Here is a 24,074-nt window from a genome sequence, read left to right on the forward strand (position 1 = left end):
TCACGGAGAGTTTGGTCTGGTGTTCGGTGGTCGCCTGAGCATCACGATCTTCGACTGGGCGAGCGCCTCTCTCATTTCCAACAAAAGGGCATCGACCAGGGCGGCATATTCTTGCCGCCGCGCTTCCCGCAGGCCGTCCGGCAGGTGTTCGGCATGCGCCAAGGCCTCCTCTGCGGCAGCCAGGTCCTCGCACATGCTGTGAAATGCTTCATTCACATAAAAGAGCCGCTGCACCAGCCTCTTTTGGTCAGGGAAATGTGTCTCGGCCGTCTCGAGAATCGACAAATGGGTCGAGTTGCTGTTTCCCAGAGTCATCCCCGCCTCCGCCATCGAAGCGCGTTAAGCAGATCGGCACACTATATACTAGCTGCAGAGGGCGGAGGCGTAACTTACGCGATTATACGTTGGCCAGGCTTCCCGACGGGCAAAACCGGTTCGGCGTGCTGAACAAATCCCGCACCCCTAAGCGAGTCGGCCGCAGCGGCCATTCGTGGTCATCCTGCAGCAGCGATCCGCCTTGATCGCATCGATAGAGGTTACACGATGCTACGGGCCTTTGGACCAAAGCGGGTCTAATATTTATGGTCGACGGTCGATAGCGACCGAACGGCTCGGCTGGGCCAAGCCGAAAAGGAGGGGCCGTGTTTCTCGACTATTTTGCCTTGGGCGTGCTGGTCTTCGTCGTCGTCACCTTGTTCTACGCGGTGATCGCGATCCACGACATTCCGCATCTGATGGCCAAGGCGCGAAGCCATCCTCATCAGGACGCGATACATGTCGCGGGATGGGTCAGCCTTTTCACGCTCCATGCCATTTGGCCGTTCCTTTTTTCTGCGCATGAGCAGTTGGATGAACTACGTGTTTCTCGAACACTGAAGTAAGACGCCGGTCCCTTCGATCGTCGTCGATGCGACGGAGGGAAACAGGATCCAAGGACAAAGTGATAAGGAGCAAGCAGTGATAGGCAGTCTTCCGTTGTTGCGGGGCTTGGCTGGTTTCAATCGAGATTGGCTCCGCAGTGATATTCCGGCCGGGCTGTCGATTGCCGCGGTCGGCTTGCCGAGCGCCATCGCCTACCCGGCGATTGCCGGTCTGCCGCCGGAAACCGGAATTTATGCAAGCATCGTTGCTCCGATCGCCTACGCGATCTTCGGTCCTTCCCGGCTCTTGGTCGTCGGTCCCGACGCCGCCACTATGACTGTGCTTGCTGCTGCTATGGGCGTCATCATCGCAGCCGAGCCCGCTGCCGCCGGCGTCGATCGGGTTGCCATCGCATCGGCCCTGGCCCTCGGCGTCGGTGTCTTCTGCATCGCTGCGAGACTGCTGAAGCTCGGAGTCCTGGCAAGCTTTCTATCCCGTCCGATCCTCGTTGGGTTCTTCGCAGGGGTGTCGCTCTCGATCCTCGTCGGGCAGATCGGTCGCTTCACTGGGGTGAAGATCGAGTCGGATGGGCTGATTCCGCCACTCGTCGAGATCCTCGGAAAGAGCGCCTCCATCCATTGGCCGTCGCTCCTCTTCGGCCTGTCGATGTTTGCACTGCTTTGGATCATCAAGGCAATCAACCTCAAAATCCCAGGCCCTGTTCTCGTCGTCGTGATCTCCGTCATACTCTCGGCGCTCTTCGACTTCCAACGGCACGGCATCGCCGTCGTAGGCGACATCCCGAGCGGGTTGCCGACGCTCTCCTTGCCGGCACTTTACACGATGCCTCTCGACAAGATCGTACTTGGTTCGGCTGCGATCTTTCTCGTGAGCTTTGGCGCCGGGATCGTAGCTGCGCGAAGCTTTGGGTCGCGCACCGGCGAAGAGGTTGATGCAAATCAGGAGCTGATCGGCCTTGGCGCTTCCAACATCGCGCCGGGACTCTTCGGCTCCTTTCCGGTCAGCGTGTCGGATTCCCGAACCGCCATCAATCTGTCGACAGGTGGCGTCTCACAAGCCGCAGGGCTGGTTTCGGCCGCCACGCTGATTGCAGCACTTGTTTTTCTTCATAGCGCCCTGCGGATACTTCCTATCCCTGCGCTCGCCGCCATACTTGCAACGGCGGCCATCAGCCTCATCGACGTTCACGAACTCAAGAAGATCTGGCGCATCAGCCGCATGGAATTCGTCTTTGCGCTGATCGCCATGTGGGGCGCAATCAGTTTCGGCGTTCTCAACGGTGTGATCGTCGCCGTTGCGGCAACCCTCGTCTATTTGTTGCGCAAAACGATGTTTCCGCGCGACGGCCTTCTTGGCCACATCGAAGGACGGCACGGTTTCTTCGACCTCGCCCGCTTCCCGGAAGCTCGTCCGGTCGAAGGCGCGGCAGTCTTCGCGATCCAGGGCAGCATCCTATTCTACAACGCCGATTATGTGCGCATGAGGCTGATTCAGGTTGCGAAAGAGCTCGCCGCCGGAACCAGGTGCCTTGTTCTCGATGCCAGCGCCATAACGCATATCGACAGCACCGGCGCTGCAGCGCTCGACACGGTGGCCGGGGACCTTGCGAAGCGGGACATCATCTTCGCGATTGCCGACCTGAGCGAGGAAAGCAGGGGCATTCTCGACCGTGCCGGCGTCATCAAGGCGATCGGCGCTCACAACCTTTTCAATGGCAGAGAAGAAGCGCTGCGGACGCTCATAGGCAATTCCGCACGGCAGTGAATGTGGGTGACATGAAGACAATGGAGGAAGCGATGAACGAAGTATATGAGCCGCAGCAAGAGACACCAACCGAACGCAAAGGAAAGAACAAGAATCGGAAATTGTGGAACTACAACAAGGAGATCAAACGGCTGCAGGTCGAACTGGCGCATCTGCAGGCATGGGTAAAGAAATCGGGCGCTAGGATCGTCATTATATTCGAAGGGCGTGACGCCGCCGGGAAGGGCGGCATGATCAAGCGGATAACGGAGAAGGTCAGCCCACGCGTCTTTCGCGTCATCGCCTTGCCCGCTCCCACCGATCGTGAAAAGTCGCAGATCTTTATGCAGCGGTACATTGCGCACTTGCCTGCGGCGGGCGAGATCGTGATCTTCGACCGCAGTTGGTACAACCGAGCGGGAGTTGACCGTGTGATGGGCTTTACCAGCGAGAAGAAGGCCCAGCGCTTCCTTGAACTGGCACCCCGCTTCGAGGCCGCAATCGTGGAAAGCGGCGTCATTCTGCTGAAGTATTTCCTGACCGTCAGCGAGGAGGAACAAGACCGTCGCTTCAAGCGCCGCATCGATGACCCGGTCAGGCAGTGGAAACTCAGCCCGATGGATGTCGAATCCTACCAGCGCTGGTGGGACTACACCCGCGCTTATGACGAGATGTTGCGGATGACCGACAGCAACCACGCGCCATGGTGGATTGTCCCGTCCGACGACAAGGAGCGCGCGCGGGTGAACTGCATCTCGCACATCCTGCAATCCATTCCCTATGAGCGCGTGAAGTTCGACGCGCCCGACCTTGGAAAGCGTCAGAAGCGCCCGTCAGGCTTCATCGAGGATCACAGCATTCGGCACGTCGTGCCCGACACGACCTCGTGAAAATGGCGTCGGCTGGGACGGCCGAGGATGGGATGCGACGATGGATCAGTCAGCAACAGATGCGACGGCGCAAGGCGCCGAAGCGAGGCAAATTTCAATAGAGGCAAGAGTAAGCGACCTCGTCAGACTGGGCATCATCGGGCTCTTTGCCTATTGGACCCTGCTTCTCATCGCTCCTTTCGCGCTGATCACCGTCTGGTCAGCCATCCTTGCGGTGGCGCTCTTTCCCATGTTCGAGGCACTTTCGAGGCTGTTCGGAAACAGGCCCGTGATTGCCGCGACTGTCATTGTCGTGGCCTGTCTCGTTTTGATTATCGCACCCCTGGCACTCGTTGCCGTCAACTTTGTCGACGCGTTACAGGCGCTCGTCGGAAAATTGCGAACCGAAAACTTTGCGTTGCCAGCAGCGCCGACAACCATTCGCGAATGGCCGATTGTCGGTGAACGAATCTATGGCGCATGGAACCAGCTCGCAAGCAATCTGGCGTCGACCATCATAAAGTTTCAAGCGCCAATTCGTGAGGTCATGGGCGTCGTTATCACAAAGTTTGCTTCGATCGGCGGCGGCGTGTTGAGCTTCATCGCCTCGATCATTCTCTCCGGCATCTTTCTCACCATGTCGGCGCGCCTGGCTGTGGCAATACAGATACTTGCAAGCCGGATCGCTGGCGACAAGGGCGTCGGCTTTGCGCGTCTGGCCGGAACGACCGTGCGAAATGTCTCACGGGGGGTCATAGGCGTCGCCTTCCTGCAGGCGCTGTTATGCGGGCTGTGCTTTGCCTTCTTTGGCGTTCCGGCAAGCGGAGCCTTAACTTTTCTGGTGTTTGTCCTCTGCGTGATGCAGCTTGGGCCTGCGCTCGTACTCATGCCCGTTGTCGTTTGGGCGTGGCTCTCCTGGCCGGCTTTGATCGCATTTGCCTTTACCGTCGTGGCGGTCCCCATCATGATCGTCGACAACATATTGAAGCCGATCTTGATGGCGAGAGGCCTCTCGACCCCAATGCCGGTAGTACTGATTGGCGTGATAGGGGGCACCCTGTCATACGGCCTGCTGGGGCTGTTTTTGGGGCCGGTCGTTCTCAGCGTCTTCTATGAACTGCTGAGAGCCTGGGTCTGGCCCTCAGAGGCATCAAGCGGACCGAGAAGTGCCCGGGACATAAGCGTGACCAGCGAGCCGGGTCGTACGAAGACACAATAAACTCGTGTCATCTCATCGGAAGACGAAATATTTCTATCCTCCAAGGGAACTATCTTCCACTCCCAAGTGCTTGTTCTTGCAAATGATACGAAATCGTTGGAACGACAGATCGTTCCATCTGAGGTCTGCATCAATAAATTTTCACAATGGGACGTTCGGCCGGATCACCTGTATAAGAATTACATGGCCGCCGGGAGGCAGTGCGATGTGCTTTTAATTGATAACATTGATCATCAATTGTTCTCGCTTGGATCAATCCGTCGATGACGCCGTAAGTGGCAACGCTATGAGCCCTGTTAGGCCAAGGCGGCCCTCTGTCCCGATGATCAGGAACTGCCGCAAAGAATGGTGAGCGATTCGCCCATATTCCCCGAACAAGCCCGGCGGAAGTCCGATATACAAGAGAGATCGTCCCCAAGGCGTCCCAAATTTCCCGCTGATGTCTCTATTCCGCGCTGTCCCGGTCGGTCGCGTTCAAAGCCTTCACCGTGACAGCTGCAACGATGCCAGTCAGCACAATTCCCGCAAAACCGATCACCAATGCCAGCACCCGCGCCGCGACATGTTTGGGCGTAAAGTCGCCATAGCCGATGGTGAGTCCTGTTACGAAGGTAAAGTAGAGGGCTTCATCGATCCGCCAATTCTCTATGCGCCAAATTGCAAGCCCGGATCCAACCATTACCGAAATGATTCCGGACAGGATTGGCCAGATCACACGAAGCTGCTGGACGAGCGCGATGAAGAATAAGCGCCTCATTTGCTTCGGGAGGCGCGGCTCGCTGCCTGTTTCTGTCGGCACGACTTTCGACCTTTCTGAGGTTCATCGTCAGGAGAGCCGTGAAGGGTGAGACTGGAAACATCTCGGGATCCTTATCCAACCGCCAACAGGCGCTCATGCATCCGGTCCGCTCCTCCTTACTGCAAGTGATGGCCCTTGCCCCTGGGACGCGAGACTTTATCGCAGATCGGTTTCACCGCATCGCCGGGGGCAAGACATACAGCGTCATGGCGAAGATCATATAAACCATCAACGCCAATACGCCGACAAACCATGCCGACCGCCCGCTGTTGGTGACGAACATCGCGGTGACGGTCGCAAGGAGCACCATCACGACAGCACCCGGCCAGAACTGCAGGTCCATCGGCGACGGGCCGATCAGGTAACTCAACAAGACCAGGACGGGTGCGACGAACAACGCGATCTGGGAAGCGCTCCCCAGTGCGATACCCACGCTCAAGTCGAGTCGGTTCTTGCGTGCAGCGGAAAACGCCGAGGCCATTTCGGCGGCGCCGCCAACCAGTGCGACGACGATGAAACCGACAAAGGCAGGGGTCATTCCGAACGCTTGGGCTGCCTTTTGCACGGACTCGACGAAAATCTCGCTCACCAGCGCCACGAGCACGGTGACACCGGCAAGTGTGGCCAGGGCCAGGCCGATCGGCCACGGCACTTCGCCCGTTTGGGTATGATCCGCTCCGGCGAAAATCTCACGATGCGTCCTGAGCGTGAACAGCAGGCCCAGTCCGTATCCGGCCATGAGCAGAACGGCCAAGCCAAGGCTGAGTTTTTGGGCTGCTGCAGCAGCTGATGTCGAGTCCGCTCCGGCAACCGCCGAAGGCATCAGCAGGGCGATTGTGGCCAAAAAAAGCAGGCCCGATTGAAGACGTGCGCTGGCTCGGTTGAACTCCTGGAAGTGATATTTGAGCCCGCCAAGCAGAAACGACGCCCCCAACATGAACAGCGTGTTGGTGACGATCGCGCCGGCGATGGATGCCTTCACCAACGTGTACTCCCCGGCGCGCAGGGCAGCCAGCGCGATGACCAGTTCGGTTAGATTTCCCAAGGTGGCATTGAGCAGCCCGCCGGCGGCGTCACCCGTCTTGGCGGCAACGGATTCGGTAGCGTGACTTAGCAACCCAGCCAGCGGCACAATGGCGAGCACCGACAGGATGAAGAGCGCCGTGTGAGCTTCGGGGACGAGTATCGCAGCAGCGAACACCACCGGCACAGCGGCCAGTAACCATAGCATTGGGCTGTCGCGAATCTCTTTCAAAAGGAGGTTCAATTGCGCACTCCCGTTCGGTCACCCAGCCGGATGGGTCTTCGTCCCGCCAATGCAGTGATTGCGGAAAGCGATGACCTCTTCCAGCGCGCGCTCAATGCCACTTGTCCGATCGAGCTGAAGCTCGGATTGCCTCGACCTGCTCTGCACTACCAGGGTACCTGACGACCGAAAATCGGTTGGTATGAAATGTCCGCACAGCTTTCGGCAAGTTTTCAAACCAATTCATCCCTCGGTGTTCCTTGCGACACTCCTGAGCTATCGCAGCAGCAACCGCAGTTCCAACAACCGGGGCCAACTTCCTGATCGCGCCTACACCCTCGGAAGATGATGCATCCCTTCACTTCTAGATTAGCCGAACAATGAGGCGGCGTCATTGAGCCGGATCAACGGAAACAAGACCGATCCAATCCGCGAAGGAGTATCCCACCTTGGGCGCCGGCGCTCGGTGTCGGCACGATGCTATCTCCAAAAGATGTTACGCGATGCACTGATCATACGTCCAAAGATGATAATGTCATAGAGGGTCAACGGGGACCGGCAATTGAACTCCGGGGCGATGGATCATTGATGTCGTTTGAGACGGAGATGCCGCTTTTAGCCAGGCGCGGATCCGCCTTTTTGAGTGCGACTGTGAGAAGTCTATGACCTCATGCCGGACGCTATGTTCTTCCTCAACGGCGGCTATAGAATCTCGACCTGCAACAGGACGGCAGCGCGTTGTTTGGTTATTTGTTATGACGAGGACGAGTTGATCGGCCGTGAGATCGGTTTCGTCTGGCAAGCGGTGCGTACGACTGAAAGGACGTTGGGCCTATCACGGCTCGGTGCGCGCCGGAATAGCGATGACAAAGAGCGGAGAGACGCTTCCGACGTTTTTGACGATTGTCAAAGAGGAAGGCGCGAAAGGCACCTCAACAAATGTGATGGCCAAGATGGGAGCACACGCAATCTAGCGGAACTCAGGCGGATGGTCATAACCTTGTATGGGATCGTATATCCGCTCACGAATATGACGGCCTCGTCCCGAACCCGCAGCCTACCTTCATCGGGCGGATCAAATTCAATTTTTGCTACCACTCATAGCTCTAAGATACTATAAGTTAGAAATGCCTTAAATAATGGGCATGATCCTGCTTGGGGGGCGATCATGAACAGCGCAGAGGTCAACCGTTTCAGCAGCCCTGGACCAACGGCAGAAGAAGTCTGCCAGCAACTTGAACGGGTCTTTTCAAGCGGGGAATTTCATTCGACGGAGCGAGGCCGAAGGTTCCTGAAATTCATCGTAAGCGAGACGTTGGCAGGACGATCGGAGTTCTTGAAGGCCTTTACGATTGCAAATGATGTCTTCGGTCGAGAGGTTTCATTTGACGCACAGAATGATCCCGTCGTCAGGATCGAAGCTGGGCGAATTCGAAGGGATCTCGAACGTTATTATCTCGTCGCTGGACAGACCGACCCGGTAGCGATCACCGTGCCCAAGGGCGGATATGTGCCGCATTTCGAATACACTCATCACCCGGAAGTGCCGGCATCGCCGGCGCTAAGCCCCGATGCTCTGAAAGACGTCGGATCCGTCAACCATGAACGTCTATTTCCCAGACCTGACCGCTCGAAATTACTGATCGCGCTCATTCTCGGGACCATTCTGGTGATCGCCGCAGGTTCTCTCTACATCTTCCCCGCTCCTGAACCTTCTGCCTCGGGCGAAGCCCTCTCCGGGACATCGCCAACGGAAGCATCCGGGCCAAAGGTTGTCGTTGAAGCGTTCGAGGAAGGTCGGCCCGTGGATACAACTTTCGACATCGCGCATGGCCTGAGGGATGAAGTTATTGGTCAACTCGCAAAGTTCGATGACATCGTCGTGATCGCGGATCCATCCAAGGCCGATCGTGCAGGTACTGCTGGCTACGCGCTGCAAGGCAGTATTCAACTAGACGGCGAAAGGCTGCGTGCCGTCGCTCGATTGATGCGTCAATCGGATGGCGCCGTCATATGGGCCAACAACTATGATGCGGATCTTCGTGCTCAGAGCAAACTCGCGATTCAGGCCGACGTCGCAGAGCAGATCGCGAGCGCCGTTGCTCAGCCATATGGTGCCATTTTCCGGGCTGACACCGAAACAATCGCCCGGCAGCCGCAGAACGGAGGTTGGGACGCCTACGCCTGCACCCTGGCCTATTACAGCTATCGCCGATCGATGAACGCTCAGAGTCACGACACCGCACGCGATTGCCTGCAACGAGCGACGCAGCGGTTTCCCAAGAGTGCCACGTCGTGGGCACTTCTGTCTCTTACCTATCTGGATGAGATGAGATTTCGCTATAAGCTCGGCACATCGTCCACAGTCCACCCGCTCGAACTCGCCGCCAGTGCCGCAGAGCGCGCGGCAGCGCTTGCTCCCAATAATGCGCGCGTCCTCCAGGCCCTTATGCTGGTGAGCTTCTTCAGGGATGACATCGAAAAAGCTTTGCAGACCGGCGCGGCGGCCTATGCCATCAACCCCAACGACACGGAAGTCGCCGGTGAGTACGGCTTGCGGCTAGCAATGTCCGGAAAGTGGGAATCAGGCTGCGAGCTGGTTTCCAGCGCGATCAACAAGAACGCCAGCCCTGAGGGGTATTACGAAGTTGGCATGGCATTATGCGCCATCATGAGGAACGACGTTCAGGCTGCGGAACTGTGGTCCCGCATGTCCGATTTGCAGTATAATCCCATGCATCGCCTCGTGCTCCTGTCGATCCTTGGCGCGGAAGGAAAGACGACCGACGCCAAGCAGGAACAGGATTGGCTCAACGCCAACGCGCCCGAGTTGATGAACAACATCCGCCGGGAAGTCTCCCTTCGCCTGCAACGGCCGGAAGATCAGGACAAATTCTTCAGCGGACTGCGAGCCTTGGGCATCGCCATTGAGTCCACCCAAACAGAGTAAAGACCAGCCGGACGTGCAGATGAAGGATATTTCCGTCGACGACATAGGTCATCGCCCGTCCAGGACTGTGCTGAAGCGGCATCCGTTGCGGTTTGCTGAGCCTGCAGCTGTCGAAGTCTCTTCAGTCGCGCCGGGGTACGGCGCGTGCCGATACGGGCGGATAGGCGGACAATGCTAATCAGAACCCGCCGAGAGCTTTCAGAATGAAGCGGATCTGCTCATGCAGACCTTCTTCTGTATCTTCGCCGTTTCGGACGCGCTGCTCGACGAGAACGGGGTGGTAGAACGGCGTGAACGCGTTCATCACACTTCGGGCGGCTTGCGCGGCATCATCAACACTAAACTCGCCTGCTTCGATCCCCTCTTCTACCATCGTCCCGATGATCGCCACGAGCTGGTCTCTGTGGGTTCTGATGATCGCCCAGTTATCCTCCGTTGCGGCGACGATCAGATCGTGGACCGGTTTCTCTTGGATGAACGTCGTTCTCCTTTTCTGGTGGAGGATATTCAAAAGACTTACGAGCTTCTCCTGAGCCGGCACCTGCATCCGTGCGATCGAATCTGCGAACTGAGCAGTTTCCGCGAAGAAGCGGCCACAGATCGACCTGTTGATTGCCGCCCTTGAGGGAAAAAAACGGTAGATATTGGCGCTGCTCATTCCGAGGCAGGATGCAATGTCGGCCATCGACGTCTTTTGGTAACCAATGCGGCGAAAGTGCTCTTCCGCCACATCCAGAATGCGCGCCCGCGAGAGGTCGACGTCAATCTCCATAGGGGTACGGCGCCTCATGACATCTCCAGCGCGAAGTCTAACCAACTGGCGTTCCTAGACGTCTCCGATTTTTGCCGGCGACCCGCTTCCCTGACGCGTGCCGGTTGGCACGGAAGCGGCCACTGAAAAACCGGAGGATTGTCCTGCACACGAAGGCCCCTATTCGGCGGCCATTGCTGCCGGTGGTTCCAGTCCTTCAATCGTCTCCCCGTGGCTGTCTTCGTTCGTTGGCTTGATCCGGAACCACACAGCGTACAGTGCCGGAAGGAAGAGCAAGATCATCACTGTGCCCGCCGCCGTTCCGCCAATCAGTGTATAGGCCATCGATCCCCAGAACACCGAATGGGTCAACGGTATGAAGGCCAGGACCGCTGCAAGCGCGGTCAGGATGACAGGGCGTGTCCGCTGCACAGTCGCTTCGATGACGGCGTGATAGTCGTCAAGACCGGCAGCTTGATTTTCCTTGATTTGCTCTGTCAGGATCAGGGTGTTGCGCATGAGGATACCCGCCAATCCTATCAAGCCGAGGATGGCGTTGAAGCCGAAGGGCTGATTGAACAGAAGCAACGTCGGGACCACCCCGGCAAGTCCGAGGGGTGCGGTCAACATGACCATGGTCATCGTTGACAGGCTGCGCACCTGGAGGATGATGACGATCAACATGGCTGCAATCATAAGGGGGAAGACCTGGACGAGTGCGACATTGGCCTTGAGCGATTCCTCGATGTTTCCACCCATCTCGATGCGATATCCAACAGGGAGCGATGCGATGAGTGGCTGAAGTGCCTTCATGACTTGCTGTGAGACCTCCGGGGGTTGCGTCGCCTCGTTGATGTCGGCTCGTATCGTGATAACCGGCGTTCGATCGCGACGTTTCAGGATTGGTTCCTCAAACCGGATCTCGGAATGCCCGATCTGATCGAGTGGAACCTGACGGCCATCCCTGCTCATGAGCGAGAAATCGCCCAGCCTTGAAGGATCAAGCCGGTTGTCACCTGCGCTACGTGCGACAACGGGCACGTTACGGATGTTGTCGCGCACCTGGGTGACAGGGATGCCGCTGAGCAGTAACTGCATCTGCTGGGCTGCCTCAGCGGGTGAAAGACCGATCAGATTGAGCCGACCCTGATCGGGGACAAACCGCAGCACCGGGGTTCGGTTGCCCCAATCCCGGTTAGCCTGTCGGACATCAGGCACAGCTTTCATAATTGTCAGGGCCTGTTCAGAAATCTTGTAGAGCTCATCCGGATCCGGTCCCATGATCCGAAACTCGACCGGAAACGGCGTGTAGGGCCCAAATACAAGCTGCGTTACGCGCACGGATGCCTCAGGAACAAGCCCGTCCGAAACGGCGGCTCGAAGGCGGTGCTTCAAAGCCTCGCGCGCATGCGCATCCGGAGTGAGCACCACCACCTTGGCGAAGGCAGGGTCAGGCAATTCAGGCGCCATGGCGAAGAAGAAGCGAGGCGCCCCCTGCCCCACATAGCTGGTGACGATTTTTACCTCCGGCTGCGTTTGCAACCAGCCTTCGACTTTCTCCACTGCGGCTGTCGTGGTTTCGATGCTCGTACCCTCGGGCATTCGAACTTCGACCAGCACCTCGGGCCGATCCGATGTCGGGAAGAACTGCTGCTTTACGCTTCCCATCCCGACGACCGAAACAGCCATCGTGATGCCCACCACGGCGCAGGTCACAAATTTATGGCGAACCGCGAACTCGATGAGGGAGCGCAGGCGACGGTAGTTTGGAGTATCATAGATCGCGTGATGTCCACCTTCGACCGGCTTGATGTCAGGCAGCATCTTGACGCCGAGGTACGGCGTAAAGATCACTGCAACAAACCACGAAACGATCAGCGCGAAGCCCACGACCCAGAAAATGTTGCCGGCGTATTCACCTGCAGTCGATCTTGCAAAGCCCACGGGCATCAGCCCGATGATTGTGACGAGGGTGCCGGACAGCATTGGCGCCGCCGTATGGCTCCAGGCATAAGCGGCCGCCTTGACGCGGTCCATGCCCTCCTCCATCTTCACCACCATCACCTCAATGGCGATGATGGCGTCGTCTACGAGAAGGCCCAGCGCAAGGATTAACGCGCCGAGCGTAATACGATCGAAGAACCGGCCGGTTTCCAGCATAATGAGGAAGACGACGGCGAGCGTCAGCGGCACAGCAAGCGCCACAACAATGCCAACGCGCCAGCCCAGAGCGATTAGGCTTACGAACAGCACGACGCCAAGCGCCATCGCGAACTTGAGCATGAATTCGCCGACCGCCTCGTCGATGTTGACGGCCTGATCGCTGACTTTGGTGAGCGTCATGCCCAGCGGCAGTGTCTGGGCGATCGTAACGGACCGCGCTTCAAGTGCCTTGCCGAGATCAAGACCATTCCAGCTTTGTTGCATCACGGCACCCAGCATGATTGTCGGCTCGCCCTCATGGCGGATGATGTAAGTCGCCGGATCTTCATACCCGCGCCGCACATCCGCTAAATCGGAGAGCTTCAACGTCCGTCCAGCCGCCACGATCGGCGTATCGGCAATCGCCTGCACGCTTTTATAGGCTCCGTCGAAACGGATGAAGACCTGCGGCCCACGCGTGTCGATCGAGCCGGCTGGCGTGACTGTGTTCTGTCTTTGCAAAGCTGCGGCGATATCCTGGGCCGATATCCCAAGTGTCGCGAGCTTGGCATAGGAAAATTCGACGAAGATCTGTTCGGGGCGCTCCCCGAGGATGTTGATTTTCTTGACGCCCGGAACATGCAGGAGATCCTGACGGATGACCTCCGCCTGCCGCACAAGGTCTCGCATCGGCATCCCCTTCGCCTTCAGCGCGTACAGGCCGAAGCTCACGTCGGAGTATTCATCATTAACAAAGGGACCAATGACGCCTGGAGGGAGATTTCGAGCCTCATCGCCAAGCTTTTTGCGAGCCTGGTAGAACTCTTCCTCGACCGCACCGGGTGGCGTACTATCCTTTAACGTAACGGTTAGAAAGGCGTAGCCTGGCCGTGTCGTTGTCTCGACACGGTCATAATAAGTCAGTTCCTGGATGCGCTTTTCGAGAGGTTCGGCGACAAGGTCCTGCATTTCACGCGCAGTGGCACCCGGCCAAACTGAAGTGACCGTCAGGGTCTTGATGGTGAAGGAGGGATCCTCGGCGCGTCCTAGCTTGACGAATGCATAAGCTCCGGCGGCAGCCAACAGAACGATAAAGAATAAGGTAATGGCGCGTTCGCGAACCGCGATGGCTGAGAGATTGAAGCTCATCACTTTGTCACCTCTTGCTGCGAGGCAATCCTGACAGCCGCGCCGTTTTCCAGAAGATGCGCGCCCAGAGCGACAACCTGCTCACCGATTCCAATGCCGGTGACAAATGCCGTCTCCTCGCCGATCCGTTTGATTTCGACTGGAGTGAACTTCACAGTGGACGTGGCGTTGTTGACAACCCACAGACCTGTCCGGCTACCGTCGTTCAGGATGGCACCTACCGGAACGGCGACCTCCGACTGCCTGTCCGCGTCCGGGATTTTAATCGTCACCGTCGAGCCGAGTGGGGCTGAGGCGGCGGCGCCATCGAGAACGTAGCGCGCCTCGTAAGTGCGTGTTTGCGGATCGGCAGCATCGGAAATCTGTCGCAGGCGGGCTTTTCCGCTGAGATCGTTGCCTCCGTAGACACTGGCCCCCGCTTCCGATCCTATGTCGGGTCGCAAAGTCTCAGGTAGCCAAACAACGGCTTCTCGCGGCCCTGCCTGTGCGAGTTGAACGACCGTCTGGCCTGCAGTCACGACCTGTCCGGGATCTCCAAGCGTATCGACGACGGTTCCATCCGAGTCTGCAAAAAGAACGGTATAGGTGGCTTCATTTTCTGCGACCTTAGCGTCAGCTTCAGCCGCGGCAAGCTGAGCCGAGGCCGTGTCGAGGGCTGCTTTCGCTTGTTCATATCTTTGTGGCGTGGCGGCCAATCCATTTTTCACCAACGCCGCATAGCGCTTCTCATCTGCTTCTGCCTGGATGAGGACGGCGCGTGCTGCAATGACCGTATTGCGCTTTGCCGTAAGCGCGAGGTGGAGATCTGTTTCATCGATGCGCATCAGGGCCTGGCCTTGTCTCACCTGTTGACCCACATCGACCAGCCGCTGCACGATTTTGCCGGCAACACGAAACCCGAGGTTGCTCTGTACTCGCGAAGCGACCGTGCCGGTAAAGGACCGCTCCGCTGTTTCAGTCTTCTCCGCCTCGGCCACCTTTACCAGCGGTGGAACGGTCCTCGGATCTGCGGCTTCGGCTTTCCGTTCAGTCGTTTCGAAAACGAGGAAAAAAGCAGCGGCCGCCGCCGCTCCTACCAGACCCAGAAAAGTCAGGACATGTTTGCGTTTCATTTTACGTTCTCTTCTTGACCAGCGAACCGGATGAATTAGATTGCGATCAAACGCTATTTGCGTTATAGATGTCAAGTGAAATCTAATTGGAGATCGACATGAGAGTGAGCCGCGCACAAGCTGAGGAAAATCGGGAAACTGTGATCAACGTCGCAAGCCGCCTATTTCGAGAGCACGGCTTCGATGGGATCGGCCTGAAGGACCTGATGAAGGGCGCCGGCCTGACGCAGGGCGCATTCTATAAGCAGTTCTCGTCCAAGGACGATCTTGCTGCCCAAGCATCCAGGCGAGCGATGGAAAGCGCCACACGCAGATGGTCGACAGCTGCAGCGACAAGCTCCGATCCCCTGGAGGCCGTTGTGTCGTTCTATCTTTCAATGGGCCATCGTGGGGAAAAGGCAGACGGTTGCCCTCTCGTAGCGCTAGGATCTGACGCGGCGCGTCAAAGTGAGGAAGTAAGGCGTCCGTTTGAAGATGGAATTAAAGCCCATCTCCAGGTCCTGGATGAATTGATGGACGACCCCAGGAGCTCGGATCCCAAAACTAAGGCAATGGCGATACTGTCTCTCATGGTGGGTGCCGTCACGCTCTCCCGCATCATGGAGGACGAGAATTTGTCGCAAGGGTTCCTCGACGTAGCCGCCGGGGAAGTCAGGCGTATTGCAACCGGTGAAGATGTCGCCTGATGGCGCAGCCGGTTCGTTTATCTAGCGGCGGTCCTTGGCCAACAAGAGGATAGACCGCCCGAATGTGCGGGCGAAGAACGCTCTTCGTGAACCTGAGAAAACTGCATATGTCGAGAACCGGCACTAGCCGTATCACAGGTCAGAAAGCTCAATGTCGTGCGTAATATTAATGACAAGACAGGTGGAAAACGTATGCGTCGTATCGTTGTTACAGGAATGGGAGCTGTAAGTCCTCTTGGAGCGAACGTCGGTATCTCGTGGTCGCGCCTCCTCGCGGGTCAGAGCGGCATTCGGCGACTGGGGGAAGATGTCGTCGGAGATCTCCCGTCCAAAATAGGCGGGGTGGTCCCTTCAATCGTTGAAGACCCCGAAGGGGGCTTCGATCCGGATACTGTCTTGGCTCCGAAGGATCAACGCAAGGTCGATCGATTTATCCTCTTTGCACTGGCGGCCGCTGACGAGGCACTCACCCAGGCGAGGTGGAAGCCAATTTCCAGTGATGACCGGCTGCGTACCGCGACGATTATCGCTTCGGGCATCGGAGGATTTCCAGCGATAACCGAAGCGGTTCGCACCGTCGATCAACGCGGTGTACGTCGTCTTTCGCCCTTCACCGTGCCGTCGTTTCTCGTCAACCTCGCAGCGGGGCAAGCTTCGATCCGTTTCGGCTTCAAAGGTCCCATTGGCGCACCTGTGACAGCGTGCGCGGCCGGCGTTCAGGCGATCGGCGATGCAGCCAGACTTATCCGTGCAAACGAGGCTGATATCGCGGTATGCGGCGGAACAGAAGCATGCATGAATATCGTCAGCCTTGGTGGTTTTGCCGCAGCTCGGTCTCTTTCGACGGGCTTCAACGAAACGCCGAGCCGGGCATCGCGCCCCTTTGACATGATGCGTGATGGTTTCGTCATGGGCGAGGGAGCCGGCATTCTTGTCATCGAAGCCCTGAGCCATGCGCTTGCCCGCGGCGCCACCCCGATTGCCGAACTCGTTGGATACGGCACCACAGCCGACGCCCATCACATTACTTCCGGTCCCGAAGACGGCAATGGTGCGCGCAGAGCCATGGAGATCGCCATTGCGCAAGCTGGAATAGCCCCGCGCGAAATTGGTCATCTGAACGCGCACGCCACCTCGACGCCGGTCGGAGATCTCAGTGAAATCAGGGCCATCAAGAGTGTTTTCGGTTCCGACAATACGGTCGCTGTCAGCGGGACGAAATCAGCAACGGGACACCTGCTCGGCGCGGCCGGAGGGCTGGAAGCCATCTTCACGATTCTGGCGCTCAGCAACCAGATCGCACCACCGACCTTGAACCTGAATGCTCCGGATCCGGAAGCCGTCGGTATCGATTTCGTCGCCAACGACGCGCGGCGAGTAGAGATGAAATACGCAATATCGAATGGCTTCGGCTTTGGCGGGGTCAATGCCAGCGCACTATTCCGACGCTGGGAAGAAGGAGGCCCTGGCCGCTCACCCTCTGTTAGCTGATGCGAATTCTCGCGCCCACAAGAATGTCAAACTATGCCGCTGCTAAGGAGGTCGACTCGCTATGAACCCAACAATGGTTACTCCGCAAAACATCGTTGAGCTGAAGCCAAAGATCACTGTCATTGTCGTCGGCGGCTGTGTGGAAACGCTGTGAACAACATGATCGCGCAGAATTCATCGCTGCAAACACCGATGCACAAGCTCTTTCCATGTCAAAGACGTCGCGGCTTGTCGCAGTCAGTTCACGGAAAATCGCGAAACCCTGATCAGCGGCAAAGCCGCTCTTTCGGGAGCGAGGCTTTGACGGCATCGGGCCTTGAGGAGGACGAATGAACTGACCGGTGCGAGCACCGGACGGGCCGGTGATCGAAAGACTGCCTCCAACCGTTCCTATTTTCCTGACACCAGACCTACGGCCACAGGCCGGCCGATATTCTCGAAACGCAATCCAACACAAAGAAAGAAGTGATTTCCATGAACAAGACCAATATTGGCGTCGCGCTGGTGACGGGGGCATCCACCGGCATCGGGCACGCAGCGGCCAAGGCCCTGCAGAACGCGGGTTTTCGCGTATTCGGAACCAGCCGTCGTGCCGTCGGCCAGAGGAGCGACGGCGTTACCATGCTGACTTGCGACGTGACCGACGACGCGTCCGTCGCGAAACTGGTTCATGACGTGCTGGCCGAGGCCGGGCGCATCGATCTGCTTGTCAATAATGCTGGCATGGGTCTGCTTGGTGGCGCGGAAGAGTCCTCGATATCCCAGGCCAAGTCGCTGTTCGACGTGAACGTCTTCGGCGTTTTCCGTGTGACTAATGCGGTATTGCCGGCAATGCGACGCCAAGGGAAGGGCAGAATCGTTAATTTGAGTTCGGTACAGGGATTCATCCCCGCTCCCTATTTCGCGCTTTACTCGTCAACTAAACATGCCATCGAGGGTTATTCCGAATCGCTCGATCACGAATTGCGCCCGTTCGGCATTCGCGTTTCATTAGTGGAGCCTGCCTATACCCGTACATCATTCGAGGACAATCTCGCTAAGCCGGATCAGTTGCTTGATACCTATGACTCCGCACGCGCTGGCATGAATGTAGTCGTGCGGAAAGCGATGGAAAAAGGCGACGCGCCCGACGTGGTAGCCAAGGCCGTTTTGGCTGCTGCGACCGATCCCGCTCCCAAGAGGCGCTATGCGGCGGGAAAAATGGCACGCCAGGTTACTCTTCTGCGCCGTTTCGTCCCCGCATCCGTATTCGACAAGAGCCTGCGAAAGATGCTCGGGCTGCCGGTCTGACATCGACATCGACGATACCCTGTTCCGCTCGATGAGGCAGGCGCTTTGAGCCCATTTCAGAGAATGAAGCGTTTGGCGAAAGGACATCTCATGAGAATCGGTCTCAGCGGCGCGGGAAATATTGGCGCCCATTTGGCTCGAAAGCTTGCCGCGAGCGGCCGTTGGCAGGGCGGCGCGCGGCGTGGCGAACTGCGCCTGTCCGTGCCGTTCGGCTACATCTGGCATCGTGAAGCCGGACTCGGACTTGATCCTGATTTGCGCCTGCAGGAGGTAATCCGGGCCATCCTGGCCATGGCGACGGTGTCATGGATTGCGCGGCCTGAACAGTCTTGTTCCGCCCCCAAAGTCATCCTGATGACAACAGCCGACAACGCGCTGTTTCTCTAGCGGTGATTTGCGGCGGTCTTGCGAAGATGATTTCTTATCATCGCGCGAAACTCGCCGAACGTTTGAAACCCAATGCGCTGTGCAAGTCGGTGAACCGTCGTCTGAGAAACCTTGCAATTGCGCGCGATTGTCGCAGCACTTTCGAAAGCAGCCATTTCCGGGCGCTCTATGATTAGCCTCGCAACCTGTTCCAGACGATCGGGAAAGACAATTTGCCGCTTGGCGATCTGGTACTTCAGTTCCTGCAGCGTCGCGGGAGGACGATGATCCCGATCCTGTAACATTGCGCTTTATCCCCCAATGCGCTGTCGATCCGTCTCCAGATCGCGGCGCAGACAGCAGTGCAAAGATGTCGCTTCACCCCGTAGCGATGCGGCAATGCGAAAGCGGAGCCGCATCGCGCGAACCATGTCAGTCGATCTCAACCGGCTTGCCGGTCCGCCAACTGACAGTGGCGGCCTCCGCCAATTTTTGGGCCTGGAGGCCATCAAACCCGCCGGGCTTCGGCGAGCGGGTGCCGCTGTCGATCGCATCGATGAAGGCATTGATCTCGTTGGCATAAGCCTGCGCATAACGTTCAAGGAAGAAATATTGAACGGGATCGCCGCTGACACCGTTCGCATTGGAAAGCTCGACGCTGGTTGCGTGGATATTTCTCGCCGCAAGCATGCCGGCAGCTCCATGGACCTCGATGCGCTGATCGTAGCCGTAAGTCGCCCGGCGCGAGTTGGTGATGACGGCAATGCGTCCGGAAGCCGTTTGCATCTGCACGGCAGCGGTATCCACATCGCCCTCGGCCCCGATCGCCTTGTCGACGAGCGACGAGCCAAGTGCATTCACGACGACGAATTCCTCGCCCATGAGGAAGCGGGCCATGTCGAAGTCATGGATCATCATGTCGCGGAACAGACCGCCGGAGGATTTGACGTAATCGGCCGGCGGCGGCGCTGGATCCCGGCTGGTGATCGTCACGATCTCGATTTCGCCGATATCGCCGCGACGCAGTCGCCCTTCCACGCTGGCGAAGTTCGGGTCAAACCGGCGATTGAAGCCGATCATCAGGGTCGACCTGTTCTTCTCGACGACGTCGAGGCAGGCATTGATGCGCTCGACTGACAGGGACACCGGCTTCTCGCACAGGATTGCTTTGCCGGCCCTCGCCGCCGCCTCGATGAGAGCGGCGTGGCTGGGTGTCGGGGTCGCGATGAGGATCGCATCGACGCCTGAGGATTTGATGACATCCTCCGCGTCGGCCACCTCTGCACCCGTTTGCGCGGCAAGCGCCTCCGCCGACGCCTTGAAGGCATCCGCCACATAGGCGAGCTTCGCCTTTGGGTTCGCCGCGATGGTCGCAGCATGCACCTTGCCTATCCGGCCGGCGCCGATCACTCCAAACCTGACCATTGATTTCTCTCCATTGTATGTAAGCGTTGACTATCGAAGTTATCAAACCGTGAAGGCGTCGCGGAAGCGGGCAAGCGCCGTCTCGTCGTCGCCGGAGGCCCAGGCCTCCATGCCGATCGTGCCGCGATAGCCCATGTCTTTAAGCGCGCCGGCGATTGCCTTGTAGTTGATCTCGCCGGTGCCCGGCTCCATACGGCCGGGAACATCCGCCACCTGGATTTCGCCGACATGGGGCAGAGCGCGCCTGCACAGCTCGATCAGGTTTCCTTCGCCGATCTGGGCGTGATAAAGGTCGAGATTGAGCTTCAACGCCGGTCTGTTCACCGATGAGACGAGCGCAAGCGTATCTTCGGCCTTGGCAAACGGTGTCTTGGGGTGATCGACTGCTTCATTGAGGTTTTCGAGCACGAAGGTGACGCCCTCTTTCTCGCCGAGGTCGGCGATGCGGCTAAGCGTGTCGCGCGCCTTGAGCCACATGGCGCCCGTCACCTTGTCGGCCTTGACCACCGGCAGACCCTGGCCGTCGAGACCCGTCCCGTGCAGGTTGAGGCGCGGGCAATTGAGCTCCCTAGCGATCGGGATCGATTGCTTCGCGGTTCGCAACAATTCGTCGGCGCCCTCGTCATCGGCGAGCGTGCCGGTCACATAGCCCGTCATCGACGAAAAGACCGCTCCTGATCTTGCAAGGGCGGCGATGTCATGTTTCGTCCAGTCCCAGATCTCGGCGTGAAAGCCGAGGTCGCTGATGCGCTTGAGCCTGTCGACGACAGGAAGCGACTTGAAGACCATCTCGGCGCAGACCGCGAGCGTGAAGGGGGATGAGGCATTCGACGAGCCGTCGTTCATGACCGTATTCCATGGTTGATGATTGAGTGAAAGGGCGACGGCCTTTGATAGCCAAGCGATCGCCGCCTCGGGAGCAAGCCGGCTAGATCGTACCGCCGAGGTCTTCGGACAATTGCTGCAGTTCTTTGCCACCGGCCATGAGGTTCTGAAGCTCATCCATCGCGATGTCCGCCTTGGCAAAGGTGCCAAGCGTCTGGCCGCGATTGAGGATGGTGAAGCGGTCCGCCACCGCATAGGCATGGCGGACATTGTGGGTGATGAAAATGACGCCCAATCCGTTCTGTCGAACCTGGTGGATGTATTTCAGCACCATCGAGGTTTGCGCCACGCCGAGGGCCGAAGTCGGCTCATCGAGAATGAGAATCTTGGCGCCGAAGTAGACCGCACGCGCAATCGCAACGCATTGGCGTTCGCCCCCCGAAAGAGTGCCAACCGCCTGATTGGGATCGCGGATATCGATGCCGATCTTACGCATCTCTTCACGCGTGACATCGTTGCAGTGCGTGAGGTCGAGGTGGCGAAAAGGGAAGAAGCCTTTGCGAGGCTCTCGCCCCATGAAGAAATTGCGGGTGATCGACATCAGCGGGATCATGGCAAGGTCCTGATAGACGGTCGCGATCCCTGCATCGAGCGCGTCGCGCGGACTGCGGAAATTGACCGGTTTGCCTTCGACCAGGAACGCACCTCCGCTTGGGCGGACGACGCCGGAGAGCGTCTTGATCAAGGTGGATTTGCCCGCGCCATTGTCTCCGAGGAGACAAAGCACTTCTCCGGCTGATACGTGCATCGATACGCCATTGAGCGCAATCACGGAGCCGTAGTGTTTGATGATGTCGGTCACTTCGATGATCGACGTTCGATTATTGACATCAGACATGATCAGCGCTCCCCGGTAACCTTGCGGCGGATGAAATTATTGAAGAGAACGGCCAGCAGCAGCATCGAGCCCAGGAAGACCTGAAACCAGTCGGAATCGAACTTGGTGTAGGTCAAGCCGATCGAGACCGAACCGAAGATGATCGCGCCGAAGAAGGCGCCGATCGCCGAGCCATAGCCGCCTGTCAGCAGGCACCCGCCAATGACGGCGGCAATGATCGCCTCGAACTCTTTCTGAAAGCCGCGTCTGGCGTCAGTCGAGCCGGCATCGAGGACGGTGATGATGGCGACCAGGGCCGCCGCGCATGCTGTCAGCGCAAACAGGCCGGTCTTGACTCTGTGAACCGGGACGCCGGAGTTTCTCGCCGCATTGGGATCGCCACCGGCGGCAAAGATCCAGTTGCCCATGCGGGTGCGCAGGAGGACCCAGGTCGCAGCCAGGGCAAGCGCAACAAACCACAACACGGATACCGGGATGCCCGTAACCTTCGGGATGCCATTGGGGAATTTGTCGATCAGATCGTGATCCGCAAGCCAGACAAAGAAGCCCGTCAGCGCATCGCCGGAAAAAAGGCCAAGCAGCGGACTGTCGCTGACCCGGTCGCCGATGCCGCGAAGCTGCGTTGAGCCACCCGTCGCCCATTTCAAGCCGACAAGCGTCAGGCCGCGCAGGATGAAGAGGAATGCCAAGGTCACGATGAAGGATGGAAGGCGCGTATGAATGACGATCTGCCCATTGATTGCGCCCATGAACGCGGCAAACAGCATCGTCATGACGATGGCAACCGAGAGCGGCTGACCGAAATTCGTGAGAATGATGCCGAAGATTAGTCCCGCAAAGGCCACCATCGAGCCGATCGAAAGATCGAACTCTCCTCCGATCATCAGAAGTGCTGCCGCAATGGCAAGGATTCCCAGTTGCGATGCCGGCGCCAAGATGGTCATCAGGCCGGAAAGCGAAAACATCGTCGAATCTGCGGTGAGAAAGAAAAAGACGATGACGAGAACAAGGCCTGCCACAGCACCAAGCTCGGGCCGTCGCATCATGTGCGTTAGAAAACTCACTTGTTTGACGCGCTCATCGGCCTTCGGCGCGACCGCCGTTCTCTGCTCAAGCGAAGCCATAACTCCTCCCACGGGATCGTAATTTAGGGTAGCGTTGGGCGCTGCTCGGCAGCGCGCTCTATCAGCCAAATCCCCTCCCCCACCAAGGGGAGGAGATTCTGGGAGAATGCCTTTAGGCAATTCCGGTCAGCGAATGCCCTTGGCGGAAAGATCCACAACCTGGGCCGCCTTTTCCTTGGTGATAAGGTTCGGGCCGGATGGAACATTTCCTCCCGGAATAAGCCCGTATTTTGCATAGTTGGCTAGAAAGACGACCGGCAGATAGCCCTGCAGGAACTGCTGCTGATCGATCGCGAAGGCTGCCTTGTCGTCGGCCACGGCCTTAAGGAAATCGGCTGAAAGGTCAAATGTCGCCACATTGATCTTGCCGGTCATTCCGACATCCCCGACGGCCGCGAGCGACGGCTCGCCGGCCGTGCCGGCACCGAGCGCCATGACTGTGTCGACGCCAGTATTGGAACTCAGCGCCGCCTTGACCTTCGCGCGGACATCGGCCGGATCGTTGCTGACGGGTAGGACCGTGACCTTGCCGCCGAAACCATCGGCAAAGCCCTTGCAGCGCAGATCGAGCGAGACATTGCCGACCTCCTGGTTCACGCACAGGCCTTCCTTACCGCCCAGCTCATGCAGCTTCGCGCCGGCGGCCTTGCCGGCGGTATATTCGTCCTGGCCGACATGCAGAAGCGCTCCAAGCCCCTTTGAAACGTCGGAACCGGAATTGACGGAAATAACCGGGATACCGGCGGCGACAGCCTTCTTGATCGATGGACCCAGTGCCGAGGCGTCCGGAATGGAGACGATAATCCCATCTGGCTTCTGATTGACGGCAGCATCGATGAGCTGCCCCATCGACACCATGTCGAAGGTTTCCGGAGCGCGATAATCGACGCTGGCACCCATGTCTTTCGCCGCTGCGCTGACGCCGTTCTTGACGACCGACCAGAAGGGATCATTGGCCTGGCCGTGGGTGACGGCGACGATGCGAATGTCAGCAGCGTTGGCGATTGCCGAAGAGCACATGAGCGCAGCAGCAACGGCCGCGCCCGCAAGAAGCGATTTCAAACCGAATTTCATTCTACTCTCCCAAAAAAACAGTCCGCTCTAGCA

General features: G+C 58.2%; 21 protein-coding genes and 2 pseudogenes. 11 read left to right on the forward strand and 12 right to left on the reverse strand.

Annotation, left to right across the window (positions count from 1 at the left end; all coding sequences use genetic code 11):
* Entirely contained in the window at positions 1 to 315 is a 315-nt protein-coding gene (locus tag N2599_RS33740) for a hypothetical protein (RefSeq protein WP_027511501.1), read from the reverse strand.
* Positions 316 to 641: 326 nt separating this feature from the next.
* Here N2599_RS33740 and N2599_RS33745 point away from each other — a divergent pair.
* The 4 genes and pseudogenes from N2599_RS33745 to N2599_RS33760 all read left to right on the forward strand — a co-directional run.
* Positions 642 to 830: pseudogene (locus N2599_RS33745) on the forward strand (DUF3302 domain-containing protein); the annotation flags it as partial.
* Between the two features lie 127 nt (positions 831 to 957).
* A complete protein-coding gene (locus N2599_RS33750) occupies positions 958 to 2,646 on the forward strand; it encodes a SulP family inorganic anion transporter (protein WP_027511502.1) in 1,689 nt (562 codons plus the stop codon).
* Between the two features lie 32 nt (positions 2,647 to 2,678).
* Positions 2,679 to 3,515 (forward strand): polyphosphate kinase 2, encoded by an 837-nt coding sequence (gene ppk2 / locus N2599_RS33755; protein ID WP_027511503.1) that lies wholly within the window; start codon positions 2,679 to 2,681, stop codon positions 3,513 to 3,515.
* A 40-nt stretch (positions 3,516 to 3,555) separates the two neighbouring features.
* On the forward strand, positions 3,556 to 4,713 hold the full coding sequence (locus tag N2599_RS33760; protein ID WP_027511504.1) for an AI-2E family transporter: 1,158 nt from the start codon (positions 3,556 to 3,558) through the stop codon (positions 4,711 to 4,713).
* Positions 4,714 to 5,158: 445 nt separating this feature from the next.
* Here N2599_RS33760 and N2599_RS33765 read toward each other — a convergent pair whose 3' ends face one another.
* Together N2599_RS33765 and cax are read right to left on the reverse strand one after the other, a co-directional pair.
* Positions 5,159 to 5,470, reverse strand: coding sequence for a potassium channel family protein (locus N2599_RS33765; RefSeq protein WP_179213857.1), 312 nt, complete (start codon positions 5,468 to 5,470; stop codon positions 5,159 to 5,161).
* Between the two features lie 214 nt (positions 5,471 to 5,684).
* Positions 5,685 to 6,779 carry a calcium/proton exchanger gene (gene cax, locus N2599_RS33770; protein ID WP_027511506.1) on the reverse strand — a complete coding sequence of 365 codons (1,095 nt, stop codon included), beginning with the start codon at positions 6,777 to 6,779 and terminating at the stop codon, positions 5,685 to 5,687.
* On the opposite strand from cax, the gene N2599_RS33775 reads away from it, so the two are divergent.
* Positions 6,780 to 6,941, forward strand: coding sequence for a hypothetical protein (locus N2599_RS33775; RefSeq protein ID WP_156915310.1), 162 nt, complete (start codon positions 6,780 to 6,782; stop codon positions 6,939 to 6,941).
* Positions 6,942 to 7,926: 985 nt separating this feature from the next.
* Entirely contained in the window at positions 7,927 to 9,708 is a 1,782-nt protein-coding gene (locus N2599_RS33780; RefSeq protein WP_027511507.1) for a membrane protein, read from the forward strand.
* 178 nt (positions 9,709 to 9,886) lie between these two features.
* On the opposite strand, the gene N2599_RS33785 is transcribed toward N2599_RS33780, so the two are convergent.
* The 3 genes from N2599_RS33785 to N2599_RS33795 form a co-directional block, all read right to left on the reverse strand.
* Entirely contained in the window at positions 9,887 to 10,498 is a 612-nt protein-coding gene (locus N2599_RS33785) for a TetR/AcrR family transcriptional regulator (RefSeq protein WP_027511508.1), read from the reverse strand.
* 141 nt (positions 10,499 to 10,639) lie between these two features.
* Positions 10,640 to 13,750 carry an efflux RND transporter permease subunit gene (locus N2599_RS33790; protein WP_027511509.1) on the reverse strand — a complete coding sequence of 1,037 codons (3,111 nt, stop codon included), beginning with the start codon at positions 13,748 to 13,750 and terminating at the stop codon, positions 10,640 to 10,642.
* Complete coding sequence (locus N2599_RS33795; protein WP_027511510.1) at positions 13,750 to 14,862, reverse strand: efflux RND transporter periplasmic adaptor subunit; 1,113 nt, start codon at positions 14,860 to 14,862, stop codon at positions 13,750 to 13,752. The genes N2599_RS33790 and N2599_RS33795 overlap by 1 nt, the downstream gene beginning before the upstream one ends.
* Before the next feature lie 98 nt (positions 14,863 to 14,960).
* Here N2599_RS33795 and N2599_RS33800 point away from each other — a divergent pair, with 98 nt between their 5' ends.
* The 5 genes and pseudogenes from N2599_RS33800 (at position 14,961) to N2599_RS33820 (ending at position 18,716) form a co-directional block, all read left to right on the forward strand.
* Positions 14,961 to 15,548: a TetR/AcrR family transcriptional regulator gene (locus tag N2599_RS33800; protein WP_027511511.1), complete on the forward strand. Its 588-nt coding sequence runs from the start codon at positions 14,961 to 14,963 to the stop codon at positions 15,546 to 15,548.
* Between the two features lie 192 nt (positions 15,549 to 15,740).
* Complete coding sequence (gene fabF / locus N2599_RS33805) at positions 15,741 to 17,039, forward strand: beta-ketoacyl-ACP synthase II (protein ID WP_027511512.1); 1,299 nt, start codon at positions 15,741 to 15,743, stop codon at positions 17,037 to 17,039.
* A 61-nt stretch (positions 17,040 to 17,100) separates the two neighbouring features.
* A pseudogene (locus tag N2599_RS33810) lies at positions 17,101 to 17,284 on the forward strand (cell division protein FtsZ); the annotation flags it as partial.
* Positions 17,285 to 17,513: 229 nt separating this feature from the next.
* Positions 17,514 to 18,329 (forward strand): oxidoreductase, encoded by an 816-nt coding sequence (locus N2599_RS33815; RefSeq protein ID WP_027511513.1) that lies wholly within the window; start codon positions 17,514 to 17,516, stop codon positions 18,327 to 18,329.
* Positions 18,330 to 18,419: 90 nt separating this feature from the next.
* Positions 18,420 to 18,716: a hypothetical protein gene (locus N2599_RS33820; RefSeq protein ID WP_027511514.1), complete on the forward strand. Its 297-nt coding sequence runs from the start codon at positions 18,420 to 18,422 to the stop codon at positions 18,714 to 18,716.
* Here N2599_RS33820 and N2599_RS33825 read toward each other — a convergent pair.
* The 6 genes from N2599_RS33825 to N2599_RS33850 all read right to left on the reverse strand — a co-directional run bounded on the left by N2599_RS33825 (position 18,713) and on the right by N2599_RS33850 (position 24,041).
* Positions 18,713 to 19,000: a MurR/RpiR family transcriptional regulator gene (locus N2599_RS33825; RefSeq protein WP_027511515.1), complete on the reverse strand. Its 288-nt coding sequence runs from the start codon at positions 18,998 to 19,000 to the stop codon at positions 18,713 to 18,715. The two genes, N2599_RS33820 and N2599_RS33825, sit on opposite strands and share 4 nt — an antisense overlap.
* 127 nt (positions 19,001 to 19,127) lie before the next feature.
* A complete protein-coding gene (iolG, locus tag N2599_RS33830) occupies positions 19,128 to 20,120 on the reverse strand; it encodes an inositol 2-dehydrogenase (protein ID WP_027511516.1) in 993 nt (330 codons plus the stop codon).
* Between the two features lie 42 nt (positions 20,121 to 20,162).
* Entirely contained in the window at positions 20,163 to 20,966 is an 804-nt protein-coding gene (locus N2599_RS33835) for a TIM barrel protein (protein ID WP_027511517.1), read from the reverse strand.
* 82 nt (positions 20,967 to 21,048) lie between these two features.
* Positions 21,049 to 21,843: an ATP-binding cassette domain-containing protein gene (locus N2599_RS33840; RefSeq protein WP_027511518.1), complete on the reverse strand. Its 795-nt coding sequence runs from the start codon at positions 21,841 to 21,843 to the stop codon at positions 21,049 to 21,051.
* A gap of 2 nt (positions 21,844 to 21,845) precedes the next feature.
* The gene (locus tag N2599_RS33845; RefSeq protein WP_027511519.1) at positions 21,846 to 22,967 is read right to left on the reverse strand and encodes an ABC transporter permease; all 1,122 of its coding nucleotides are present in this window, start codon (positions 22,965 to 22,967) and stop codon (positions 21,846 to 21,848) included.
* A gap of 126 nt (positions 22,968 to 23,093) precedes the next feature.
* Positions 23,094 to 24,041: a sugar ABC transporter substrate-binding protein gene (locus N2599_RS33850; protein ID WP_027511520.1), complete on the reverse strand. Its 948-nt coding sequence runs from the start codon at positions 24,039 to 24,041 to the stop codon at positions 23,094 to 23,096.
* Positions 24,042 to 24,074: the final 33 nt, after the last annotated feature.

It is taken from the genome of Rhizobium sullae (genome assembly GCF_025200715.1).
GTDB classification, from domain to species: Bacteria; Pseudomonadota; Alphaproteobacteria; order Rhizobiales; family Rhizobiaceae; genus Rhizobium; species Rhizobium sullae.